Source organism: Pseudoalteromonas sp. SR43-5, from assembly GCF_014163835.1.
Lineage (GTDB): Bacteria > Pseudomonadota > Gammaproteobacteria > Enterobacterales > Alteromonadaceae > Pseudoalteromonas > Pseudoalteromonas distincta.
In genome coordinates, this window is the sequence record NZ_JACJEA010000004.1 from 94,907 (window position 1) to 107,702 (window position 12,796).

The window sequence follows — 12,796 nt, forward strand, 5'->3', positions numbered from 1 at the left end:
TTATAATAAAAAAAATCCCATATTAGCTAGGCTAATATGGGCAAAATCACACAATGAATTAGGTGTTTTTAAATTACGCTTTATGCTTTAAATTAAAGTCTATCAGTAATATTTCGTACTAAGTCAGAATCTACAAATTGAGTAATAAGTGCAGCGCCCCACGCATAGCCACGCTGTATTGGGTAACCTTTAAAAATCCAGCGTTTACGCACGTGATTAAAGCGCTCTAAATAGTCTTGCTTTTTTTGTGGCAGAGGCTGCTCACCCAATTTATTCCATGCTTTATATACGCCTGACATGTCAGATCCTCGCATAAAGCGTTGCAACCAACGTGGAAAACGAGAAAAGCTAATAGTGGACTGAAAATCAATAAAGTAAGGTTTACCGTCTGCGCCGCATAAAATATTACCCATATTACGCAAGTCTAAATGCACGATGCCTTTGCGATGCATTTTTGCTACTTGACGTTCAAGCTCACTAAAAAAGTTAACAGGTAGTGTTTTGTCTTCATGAATTAAAGCGCGCAGTGGCGTGCCTTCAATATAGTTATAAGCAACCGCTATCGGCGACAATCTACAAAAGCGGTTAGCAACTGCGTTAAGCTCTGCTAAACGGCTCAACCCCTTGTACTCTTGATTTACCGACATTCGTGCAAATGTTTTGCGGATAAACCACGGGCTTTGGCTAAAATCTTTAACAATTAAATCAAATTCATTATCTTTATATCGATACACAATCGCGTTAGCAAAACGTCCCTTATGGACAACACTTAAGTGATGTTGCATAAAAGTATGTTCTGGATATTGCTGCTGTAATTGTACTAACAAATTATTTTCAATCATAACAAACCTAACAAGATGATAACTTTAATTGCCTAGGCAACTATATTATCAAAGTTAGATTCTGCGCACAATCAGATCAACTAATTAGCACGCTAACTTTCTATTGAAACAGTATCGCTATTTTATTGATAATCTACTTTTGGGGGGAGTTTGGCAGTGAATCAAGATTATTTATAGCTTTGAATAGTAAGTCGATTATTTGGTTTTTTTCTGGCTCTGAAAAACCACTTAATGCTTGCGCATAGACTTCGTTCACTACAGGCATAATTTCAGGACAAAGAGCTTTACCTTTTTCACTTAAACACAAAATAGTTGAGCGCTTATCAAGCTCACATTGCGTTTTAATAATGAGTCCTTTTTCTTCAAGTCGGTTTAGTAAGCGGCTCATAGCGCCACGATCATAAACCATATATTCGCAAAGTCCTGCAAGCGTATTAACCGACTCTCTCGCAAGTAGTACAACCACAATATATTGCGCAGAAGTCAAGTCCATAGGAAGTAACTTGGCATCAACATGAATGGCTAATCTCGAACGTAAAAAAGAGACTAAACGCCCCAAATCTTGCTCTGGCGCTAACTCTTCTCGAGTACAACGTTTAATTGATGGCATGTTTTGCATGGTTATTCCACTGTATAAGTATATTTGCATGCTGATAGACCTTAACGCATACAAAAAATTCAATAATTTTTATAAAAAATCGCCCACAAAAATAAAGCCGCTATTAGCGGCTTTTAGTGTAGGGCTTTAAGCTTTGTTAAATTTTAAATTGGCCAACTAAGTGTCCTAAGCTTTCACCACGCCCAGCTAAATGCTGACCAACTGAAGAGGTGGTTTTACTTGAAATAGTTAGCTCATTAACTATTTCTTGAATAGCAAATACATTACGGTTTATTTCTTCTGTAACGCTACTTTGCTCCAGCGCCGCTGTCGCAATTTGTGTGCTCATGTCGTTAATTGATCTAACTGAGCTTGTTACAGCGCCTAAACTTTCTGAAATAGCACGAGAGGATTCAACAGAGCGATTACAACTACTTTGGCTTGCTTGCATTGCTGCAACTGCATCTGATACTAAATTATGTAGCTCACTCAACATTTCACTAATCTCTAGTGTGCTAACTTGAGTACGACTTGCTAGGCTTCTTACTTCATCGGCTACAACTGCAAACCCTCTGCCTTGCTCACCTGCTCGCGCAGCTTCTATTGCAGCATTGAGTGCAAGTAAGTTTGTTTGCTCAGCAATTCCACCAATTACACTTAGTACGCTATTAATCTTTTTAGATTGATCACTGAGTGAATCAACCTGTTCAGCAGCTAGGTTAATTTCGCCCATTAAGTTTGAAACCTCACAGAGTGAAATATCAACACACTCTTGAGCTTTAGCAACTTCTTGCGTTGCCGCTTGAGTTGACTCTGCCACTTGGTTTGTATTTTGAGCCACCTCATGAGAAGTAGCCGACATTTCGGTAATAGCCGTTGCAACAAGGTCTGTTTCATGATTGTGATTAAGTAACTTGTCTTCAATTAATCGTGTTTGTGTATTTATGTCACCAGAAGCTGTTTTTACATCGTGTGTTACATCAACCACATTAGTAATAATGCCATGTAGCTTATTTACAAACATATTAAATGCTTCGCCAAGTTGACCTATTTCATCATTAGTATCAATGTCTAGACGCTTAGTTAAATCGCCCTCACCTTTTGCAATATCGTCAAGGCTTTGCGCCATGCGCTGTATTGGTTTTACCATTGTGTTTGCGGCAACTAACGCACATATAATTGTTAAAACAACCCAAAATAAAGCAATTAATAATAAGGTCATTACCTTATCATTCATGTGCTCTTGCATTGTTGTTTGGTATTTAAGTAGCTCTGCGTCTATATCATCCATATATGCGCCAGTACCAATCATCCAGTTTGTGCCTGGTATCATTGCTGCATAGCCCATCTTTTCAACTAAGCCTGTGGTATTTGGTTTTTGAAAATGATAGTTAAAAGCGCCACCGCCTTTTCTAGCTTGCTCTAATAAGCCCACTATTATTTTTTTACCGTTAGGGTCAGTCATCCCTATTTTGTTTTGCCCTTCAATAGCATCACCTAGTAATGCATGAAAAACACTAATGCCATTGGTGTCGTATATAAAAAAGTAACCACCTTGGCCAAATGTTAAGTCTCTTAAAGCGTTTTTAGCATCTTGCTCAGAGCCATTTGCTAATTGATAGCGAACAATTTTGCTAGCAATTTCAATTTCGGTACTTAGTAACGTTTGCTTGTCACTTATTAACTTAGTTTGAAATGCTTCAAAATTTTGTTGCTGATTTTTATTCTCTAAATAATAAGAACTCAGCATTAAGCTGATCAAAAGTAGCATTAGCGGTAAAATAGCTAGTAACAGCAATTTGTTTTTCAAGCTTAAATTACTCATTTTTTCTCCGAGGTGAATAAAGGTGTGTGTGCAGCAACAACTAAAATCTAGCAAAACGAATATAGTTTGCAGATTTACTTATTTGCCCAAAATAACTTCGCTCATTTATATCGCTTTAAACTTATATTAAGAAAAGCATAGGTAAAATTAGGTAGGACCAAGTTAGTTAGAAGTCAGCTTAGCCATATTATAATCCCAACTCGGCATTTTAGACACCAATAACGCAGAGACCTTAGTCTTAATAAAAATAATTCATCCAACGTTTATCCATTATTTAAAACACTCTCTATAAATAATATCCACGTAGCCTTACTGCTTTTATTTAAGTCAATTAGTTTTAATTGCAGCGAGTTAGATTATTTGTAAGCGAGTATAAACATTGACCTCAAGGTTAAATTAACATGTAGAGATTAATTTTTTATTAACATATAATAACCCTATCTTCCTAGTACCAAATAACCAGATAGATTGAAACATATTGTTTTGAGCCACTGTTATGAATTAATAAAAATGAATTACTAATGAAATATATTTTATATCTTGTGCTTTTAATCTCTAGTCAAGTATTTGCAAAGCCTGTAAATAATAGTATTGCATTTTACTATTCATACCCTATGCCTCTAGCCGAAATGACCTTTTATTCACGCGTTGTAGTTCAGCCCGAACACGTCACTGAGCACGAACTTAATTGGTTTAAACAACGTAATATTGCTGTTTATGCTTATTTAAGTGTTGGCGAGTCCTTTAATAAAAATAAGTCATCACTTAGTATAAACCCCAACTGGGATAGTCATATTGCCGATTTAGCATCAGCACATTGGCAACAACATATTCAAAGGAGCGCTGAGACATTAAAAGCACGTGGTTTTAGCGGCTTATTTTTAGATACTCTAGACAGCTATCAACTTTTAGATGACAAGCACAGTAAACCCGAACAACAAGCTGGATTAGTCACCATAATAAGTTCACTCTCTGAGACTTTTGATAAGCACCTTATCCTCAACCGGGGCTTTGAGCTATTGCCTAAACTCGCTAATTTAGCCAACGACTTAGTGGCGGAAGGTTTGTATAGCCACTTCAACCCTAACGACAATAGCTATACACTGACTAACAAAAACGACCAAAATTGGCTAAGCGCACAATTAAAAAAAGCACAAAACTTAGGCCTCAACGTCCAAATTATTGATTATGCAAAGCCCGATAACCGCCTCGCTATGGCACAAAAGATTATAGACGCAGGTTTTAATCCATGGGTGACAGATGGCCACTTGCAAACATGGGGTACATCATCAATAAAACCGGTGCCTAGGCGAATATTAATTCCTTATAATAGCGATATTTCACCATTAGTTAAAAAATCTGTTCATTCAAAGCTTGCTACAATCATAGAATACTTAGGGTATATTCCTGATTATGTAGATGTAGCTAAAGAAAGCTTACCTAGAATAGATCCGAGTTTACATGCCGGCATTATTTCTTGGACTACTAGTAATATATTTTATAGTACTGAGATTATTAAATGGCTAGAAGAAGGTTTAGAAATAGTACCGGAACTAATATTAGGGGAATTACCTCAATCAAATAAATTACTAGCTAGTTTAGGCGTAGAAAATATAAATGTTGCGCAAGCTGGCCCTTATGAAGTTAAATACTTTGCCGATTGGCTAAAAGGTGAAACTACAAAAGCACCTGTAATTATCAGACCAAATTCCCTTAAGTTAACCTCAGACGCCACAGCGTTAATTAGCATTAGTTCAGCAAATGGTAAAATCCTAGCGCAAGGAAGTAAGACTAAACTAGGTGGCATAATAGTAGCCCCTTGGCTAATTGATAATTTACCACTGGAAGGCAGTAAATGGGTGATAGACCCTAAGAACTTGTTAACAAAAGTACTAAATTTACCCACAATATTAGCTCCTGATACAACGACTCTAAGCGGAAGGCGTATGTTAACTTTGCATATAGATGGCGATGGATTTAGTAGCATTGCGCACTTCAAAGATAAGCCATACAACTCAGAAGTAATTCGCGATGAGGTAATAAAAAGGTACAAATTGCCATTAACCTCCTCCATAATACAAGCAGACATAGAGCCTAACGGCTTACATTCAAAACAAAGTAAAGAACTTGAGCAAGTTGCAAGAGATATATTTGAACTACCTTATGTAGAGGTTGCATCGCACACATATAGCCACCCTTACTTTTGGAAAGTGCTATCAGGGATACAAAACATAGATGAAGATGATACGAAATACGGACTTAATTTAAATATTCCTGGGTATCTCTCTGTCGATTTAGAAAAAGAAATTTCAGGGTCAATTCAATATATTAATGAACGACTGACGCCAAAGAATAAAAAAACAGTATTAATTCTATGGTCAGGCGATGCGGTTCCAGGACCAAAGGCTTTAGCCATAGCAAGAAAAGCTGGCGTGCTCAACGTGAATGGTGGTAATACTTCAGTAAAAGCTGATAACCCAACTCTTACAAATGTATCGCCAATTGGACGACCTGAAGGTGACTTGTTATACCAAATTTATGCACCCATTATTAACGAGAACGTATACACCAACTTGTGGCATGGGCCTTATTATGGTTTTAAGCGCCTAATCGAAACATTTGAAATTACAGAAAAACCATACAGATTAAAACCCTATAGTATTTACTTTCATTTTTATTCTGGTGAACTACCTGCTGGACTTGATGCCCTGAAATATAATATAGACTACGTACTTGCAAGACCGAATACGCCAGTACATTTAAGCCAGTATGCAAAAATAGCTAAAGACTTTTATTTTTCAGCTCTTGCTAAAAACAGCAATAACGAATGGGTTTTTAGCTCTCAAAGTATTCGAACATTACGTATTCCCAATGATTTTGATGTTCCTAATGTAGCTCAAAGTTCAGGAATATCCGGCGTCACTCAAAAGGGTAATTACATTCATATAACTGATGATTTAGCAAAGCTTAGCTTTGATCACAGCCAAGAAAACAATGTACCGTATTTAGCTTCAGCTAATGTCTCCATGGATAATTGGCAAGTGAATGGAGCTGTCAGTTTTAAAGCCTGGGTGCCTGCTAAAATTGATTTAGTTAATGGGCGTTCTTGTGAGTTTGTTTCTAATGATGGAAAGCGCTTTAAAGGTAAATCAAATGCTGATATCACACAGTTTAGTCTGCCAAAAGGTCAATTCTACGGTTACTTAAAATGTAAAAGAGCTGCTTGATGGTGAGTAATAAAAAACTAAGCTCTTATTGTAAGTAACATATTGATACATTCTTTTATCGTTTTTCTAAGTATAGGTTTGTAGGTTGCTCTTAATAACTCGAGTGGCAAACCAATGGGTTTTATTGTGGTGAGTTAATCAAACCAGCATGTTATTATACCCCTTGAGTATATGGTTGAATTAACATGTAGAAATTAATCTTCCATTAACATATAATAACCCTATATTACTAATACCAAATAGCTAGATAAATTGGACCGCATTACTTTGAGCCACAGTTATAAATTAATTGAAATGAATTACTAATGAAATATTTTTTATACCTAGTGCTTTTAATTTCTAGTCAAGTATTTGCAAAGCCTGTGAATAATAGTATTGCATTTTACTACTCAGCGCCGATGCCATTAGCCGAAATGACCTTTTATTCTCGCGTTGTAGTCCAGCCTGATCTTGTGACTGAGCACGAACTTAATTGGTTTAAACAGCGTAATATTGCTGTCTATGCTTATTTAAGTGTTGGTGAGTCGTTTATTGAAAGTAAGTCTTCACTCGCAGTTAACCCTAACTGGAATAGCCATATTGCCGATTTAGCATCAGCACATTGGCAACAACATATTAAAAGTAGCGCTGCGGCATTAAAAGCACGCGGCTTTAGCGGCTTATTTTTAGATACCCTAGATAGCTATCAGCTATTAGATGCTACACACAGTAAACCCGATCAACAAGCTGGGTTAGTCACCATAATAAGCTCACTATCTGAGACTTTTGATAAGCACCTTATCCTCAATCGGGGATTTGAGTTATTGCCTAAACTCGCTAATTTAGCAAGTGACTTAGTTGCTGAGGGTTTGTATAGCCACTTCAATCCAACCGACAATAGCTATAAAGTGACCAACAAAAACGACCAAGATTGGCTAAGCGCACAATTAAAAACAGCACAAAGTTTAGGCCTCAACGTCCAAGTTATTGATTATGCAAAGCCCGGTAATCGCCTTACTATGGCACAAAATATTATAGACGCAGGTTTCAATCCGTGGGTGACCGACGGTCACTTGCAAACGTGGGGCACATCATCAATTACGCCGATCCCTAGGCGCATTTTAATCCCTTATAACAGTAACGTAAAACCACTCATATACACTACCGTACACTTAAAGCTTGCGACCATGATTGAGTATTTGGGGTACATACCTGATTACATAGATATGGCAAAACGCGACTTACCTTTGGTTGACCCTAGCTTACATGCCGGTATTATTTCGTGGACCTCAAGCGATGCATTTTACACCCCAACACTTACCAATTGGCTTGAAGCTAATTTAGGTGTTGTGCCAGAACTTATTTTAGGCGAGTTACCACAGTCAACTAAATTACTATTTAACATGGGTATTGAGTCGTTAAACACACTACCTGAAGGTCCATATAAACAAGATAGCTTTGCACCTTGGCTCAAAGGAGAATCCACAACACCTCCCCCTATCGTTAAACCATATTTACTAAAATTAGCAACTAATGCGACTCCTTTAATTACAATAAAATCAGCTGATAACACAATAATTGTACAAGCGGCTAAAACTAAATATGGTGCAGTCGTGGTTGCTCCTTGGCTAATTGATACATTTCCGATGGAAGGCAGCAAATGGGTTATTGATCCGCGTACATTGCTTACTCAAGCAATGGGGTTACCACCTATATTAGTGCCAGATACAACCACCGAAAGCGGCAGGCGAATGCTTACTTTGCATATCGATGGAGATGGATTTACAAGTATTGCCCACTACGCAGGTAAGCCTTATTCAGCAGAAGTAATTCGAGATGAAATAATTAAACACTACAAACTACCGTTAACGTCATCAGTGATCCAAGCTGATATTGAAGAAGGCGGTATTCATTCTAAACAAAGTGCCAAACTCGAAGGCATTGCGCGTAGTATTTTTAACCTGCCTTACGTAGAAGTTGCTTCACACACCTATAGCCACCCCTATTTTTGGACTGCTCTATCTGGGCAAAAAAAAATAGATGAAGACGACACTGATTACGGTTTTCATCTAGATGTACCTGGCTACAACACAATTAGCCTTAAAAAAGAAATTACCGACTCGATAAAGTACATTAATGACAAGCTCGCACCTAAAAATAAAAAAACAGTGATGATGTTATGGTCAGGCGATGCAACTCCTGGTCCTAAAGCGCTTGAACTGGCTCGTGATGCTGGCGTGTTAAATGTCAATGGCGGTAATACTGATGTAAATGCTGATAACCCAAGCCTTTCTCACATCTCCCCTATCGGTCGCCCTGAAAGAGATTTGCTGTATCAAATTTACGCCCCCATATTAAATGAAAATGTTTACACAAACTTATGGCATGGCCCTTATTACGGCTTTAGACGCTTAACCGAAACATTCGAAATAACAGAAAAGCCATATAGGTTAAAACCTTACACTATTTATTATCACTTTTATTCAGGTGAAGTTCTTGCGGGCTTAGACGCTCTAAAACACAACATAGATTATGTTTTAGCAAGGCCAAATACACCGGTGCATTTAAGCCACTATGCAAAAGTAGCAAAAGATTTTTACTTTTCTGCACTTGCAAAAAACAGTAATAATGAATGGTTATTTAGCTCAAAGTACATTCGCACTCTGCGCATGCCTACCGATTTTGATGTGCCAAACATAGCTCAAAGTGAAGGTGTATCTGGTGTAACTGAAAAAGGTGACTACATACATATTATAAATAACATAGCTCGCCTTAGCTTTGATCATAGCCAAAATAGTAAAAAACCTTATTTAGCATCTGCAAATGTTGTTATTAATAACTGGCAAGTTAACGGACCGGTTAGTTTTAAAGCATGGGTGCCCGCTTCACTTGATTTAATTAATGCACGTTCTTGCGAATTTGTATCTAATTTGGGTGAGCGCTTCAAAGGTATTAATCGGGGTAAATTAACACATTTCAAAATACCTGCAGGTGATTTTTATGGTTACCTTAACTGCGACGGAGCCGCACTATAATGAATACTACAAAGCGCCCTCAGTTAATTTCAGTAAAAACAATATTAGCGATATTAGCCGTAAGTTGTTTTGCACTTTATGCATTATTTCCACATACCTTATTTTTTGAAGATGATGCACTTTCACAAGACTATACCTTTGAGAAGTCTTACCTTAATGCAGCGCTCAATACAGAGCCCGACAACGAAAAGCTACGCGCAAAATTAGTTGAGCTACATATAGGGCTTAGTGAGTATTCACAAGCTACTAACGAGCTTGAAAAGCTACCTAGAGGTGAGCGCAAAGCAACACTTGAAATAAAGCTGCTCTACTCATTATGGCTAGCAAGCGGTGCTAAAGTTGACGACCGCTTTGAAGAGTTATCTTTAAAAATTGGTGCTCATAAAAACTGGAACGAACAAATATTAACTATTGCAAAAGCAGTTGGGTTAAATGCAAAAGTTGCTCAGTACTATCAAAAAAATAAACAGCCTCTCCTTGCAGCCGATTACTGGTTAAGCGCAGGGGAACCTGACAAAGCATTCGCTATTTATAAAACAAATATAAATGCTGATATTGCAGCTAAAGCGATTGAAACTGCACTTGGTGCAAATAACCCGATACAAGCTTATGCATGGTGGAAAACCTATGGCGACCAAGCCAATATTAAACGCACACTTTATTTGGCTAACTTAGCAGGCAATACAGAAGATGCGGCTCAAGCCATTGAAAGTTTATTAAAGACCGATCCAAATAACAGCGAGTACTTAACACAAGCAATGCACCTGCGTTTAGCAAATGGAAATGCAAAAGGGGCTGAGCAATTACTTGCAAAGCTATTACTACAAAGCCCAGCTGACAAAGAGCTACATTTATTAAATTGGAAGATAAAGCGCTGGCAAAACAAGCCTAAAGAAGCACTTCGAGAGTTTAAATGGCTAATGTCTAACAAAGCTGTAACTCCTGCGATGCTTACCGATAGTATTAACGATGCCACCGCTTTATATTTATACCAAGACGCTAATGATATATACGAATATAAAGCCCAAAATAGAAATCTAAAAGGTAATGGCTTTGCTAATTGGATGCAAGCTAACGAATTTATTGGTAACACAAAGCAAGAATTAAATAATATTGAACGCTTTGAGCAAATAAATGGTAAAAGTGCATTATCACAATATTGGAAAGCAAAAGTACTTCACGATACTGGTAATTTAAAAGCATTAAGAGCTTTGTGGCCTACATATAAAGGGCCTAAAAATGAAGAAGATTTACTTTGGATTGCCCGCGCATTTTGGCTAGATGATGACTTTTCTACAGCTCTGCAAGTACTAAAAAACAAACATGAAAGTTCTGACGATGAGTTTTGGAGCGCCAATGTTGACATGGCAATGCGAGTTAAGGACAAAGCTCATGAGCTATATGCATTAGAGAAGTTACAAAAAATAAGTCCTTTGAGCGTAGGCGACATGCTGCACTACCAACAACTGCGCTTTGAAGGTCGGCCTCAGGAGCTTCTTGATTATTTATGGAAAAGTGAGTCGCAAACTGACCGTCAATTGATTCAAATTGCATTATTAAGCACACAAGTAAATGATGCTAAATCAGTTGCACGTATTCATGCTGAACTTGATAAGCAGCGCTACAATAAAGCTCTCTACCCTGCTTGGTTAATTCTTTCTAATTGGTATCAAAACCAAAGTGATTTAAATTCAGCTTATACAACTTTAAACCGCGCTGCTAAATTAAGCGAATATGACTCTGATGTTGTGCTTGCACAAGGTTGGTTAGCGCTGCAAATGCATGACACTGTAATGATTGGCCGCATTTTAACGCGCTATTCTCAAAGCGACACTTCCTATGCGTGGACGCAGCTCTTAGCTAGCCTATCTATTCACGAAAAGTCATATAACAGTGCCTACTTTTATTTGCGTAAATTGGCCATTGCAGAGCCAAGTGACTTAACAACACTGGTTAACTTAGCCGATGTAATGAAACAACTTGGATATTATGCAAATGCTGCTGAACTTAATCACTATTTACTGCAACACTTACCTAAAGATAAATATGCATACAGAGGCTTAATGTTTCGCTGGGCGGGCGCGATGGCTGTTCCTCATTTAATGCAATTAAACACAATGGAAGAACTTGCCCCCGACACTATTGGTGAGCCCCAAACAAACTGGTGGTTAGCACGCCGAGCTGCACAAAAATTAGAGCCATGGCAAAAACTACAACTTTATATGACCAACGGCGAATTTAATAAAGCGAAACAGCTTATAGCTGAAGGTTCACTAAGCAAACTAGATGAGCTAAACGCCCTACTCTATTTAAAACAACCCTATGCCACCATGCAACGTTGGTACGAAGAACTCACTGGCGAGGCAAATGAATCGCAATTGAGTTTACTCAGAAATGCACGCGCATCCTATTTTAGAGCGCTTGAAATAAACCTATCGCCAGAGGCTGGTTTAAACAGTAGCCAGTACGATGTAAACGTTTATTTTCCTTATGCTAATGGGCAATGGAAATTAAGTTTAAGTAATCAGCAAAACCTTGATAACAACGGATTACTGTTTGCAATAGAAGATAAAATGACATTTGGTCGTTGGTATTTTGATGCAAAAATAGATTCGCACCAAGGCAGCTTAGTTAGCCGCCAAGGTCTTAGCATAGACTCTCGTTATCAATGGGATTCACGAACACAGGTAGGTTTAAAGCTTGAATATAATGTTGAAAACCGCCAATCAGAAGCACTACTTAGTTATGCTCAGCTAGATAAAGCCACGGCCTATGTTAACTACAATATTGATGGTAGACAAAACGTACAGCTATCAGCAGCAGCGATGTCTTTTTCTCGAAGAAGCGATGGCAGCTCACTAATAAACGGCCAAGAATATAATGCTCGTTACCAATACAGCATTTTAAAAGACCGCCCAATTTGGAACGCTTATTTTAGTGCGCAATGGCAAGACTTTGAACGTGTTAATGCATTAATAAATACAGATGCAAGCAGAAGACCGCTAAGAGTTGACCTTCAACCATTTAGACGTTTTGCACTAGGGACTTCATTTGCTTCAACTGGCTCATTAGAACCTCCTTATTTAGGCGCAAGCCCTTCGTGGTTATTTGATATAAGTACTGGCTATCAAACACTTAACGATACAGTAGATGTATCAGTTTCAAGTGGCGCAGGTTGGTCTGTACTGGGCGATGATTTATTTAAATTACAGCTGGGTTACCAAAGTAGTAATAAAGTGGGTAACTCAGATACACAATTACAATTAGGTTATTACGTACATTTTTAATGT

General features: G+C 37.9%; 6 protein-coding genes. 3 read left to right on the plus strand and 3 right to left on the minus strand.

The window, feature by feature from the left end; genetic code table 11:
- Positions 1-92: 92 nt before the first annotated feature.
- The 3 genes from H5090_RS03735 to H5090_RS03745 form a co-directional block, all read right to left on the minus strand.
- Positions 93-842: a serine/threonine protein kinase gene (locus H5090_RS03735; protein WP_182695064.1), complete on the minus strand. Its 750-nt coding sequence runs from the start codon at positions 840-842 to the stop codon at positions 93-95.
- 133 nt (positions 843-975) lie between these two features.
- Positions 976-1,491: a MarR family winged helix-turn-helix transcriptional regulator gene (locus H5090_RS03740; RefSeq protein ID WP_259365683.1), complete on the minus strand. Its 516-nt coding sequence runs from the start codon at positions 1,489-1,491 to the stop codon at positions 976-978.
- Between the two features lie 106 nt (positions 1,492-1,597).
- Positions 1,598-3,265 (minus strand): methyl-accepting chemotaxis protein, encoded by a 1,668-nt coding sequence (locus H5090_RS03745; protein ID WP_182695065.1) that lies wholly within the window; start codon positions 3,263-3,265, stop codon positions 1,598-1,600.
- Between the two features lie 521 nt (positions 3,266-3,786).
- Between H5090_RS03745 and H5090_RS03750 the strand changes: the two genes are divergently transcribed.
- From H5090_RS03750 to H5090_RS03760, 3 genes are all read left to right on the plus strand, one after another.
- Complete coding sequence (locus H5090_RS03750; protein WP_182695066.1) at positions 3,787-6,492, plus strand: endo alpha-1,4 polygalactosaminidase; 2,706 nt, start codon at positions 3,787-3,789, stop codon at positions 6,490-6,492.
- A 305-nt stretch (positions 6,493-6,797) separates the two neighbouring features.
- Complete coding sequence (locus H5090_RS03755) at positions 6,798-9,506, plus strand: endo alpha-1,4 polygalactosaminidase (RefSeq protein WP_182695067.1); 2,709 nt, start codon at positions 6,798-6,800, stop codon at positions 9,504-9,506.
- Positions 9,506-12,793: a tetratricopeptide repeat protein gene (locus H5090_RS03760; RefSeq protein WP_182695068.1), complete on the plus strand. Its 3,288-nt coding sequence runs from the start codon at positions 9,506-9,508 to the stop codon at positions 12,791-12,793. The genes H5090_RS03755 and H5090_RS03760 overlap by 1 nt, the downstream gene beginning before the upstream one ends.
- The last annotated feature ends 3 nt before the right edge of the window (positions 12,794-12,796 follow it).

What these genes read in the sequence shown, in the direction of transcription:
- H5090_RS03740 (WP_259365683.1), bottom strand. Translation starts at nt 1,491, where the DNA reads ATGCAAATATACTTATACAGTGGAATAACCATGCAAAACATGCCATCA.
- H5090_RS03755 (WP_182695067.1), top strand. Translation starts at nt 6,798, where the DNA reads ATGAAATATTTTTTATACCTAGTGCTTTTAATTTCTAGTCAAGTATTT.
- H5090_RS03750 (WP_182695066.1), top strand. Translation starts at nt 3,787, where the DNA reads ATGAAATATATTTTATATCTTGTGCTTTTAATCTCTAGTCAAGTATTT.
- H5090_RS03760 (WP_182695068.1), top strand. Translation starts at nt 9,506, where the DNA reads ATGAATACTACAAAGCGCCCTCAGTTAATTTCAGTAAAAACAATATTA.
- H5090_RS03745 (WP_182695065.1), bottom strand. Translation starts at nt 3,265, where the DNA reads ATGAGTAATTTAAGCTTGAAAAACAAATTGCTGTTACTAGCTATTTTA.
- H5090_RS03735 (WP_182695064.1), bottom strand. Translation starts at nt 842, where the DNA reads ATGATTGAAAATAATTTGTTAGTACAATTACAGCAGCAATATCCAGAA.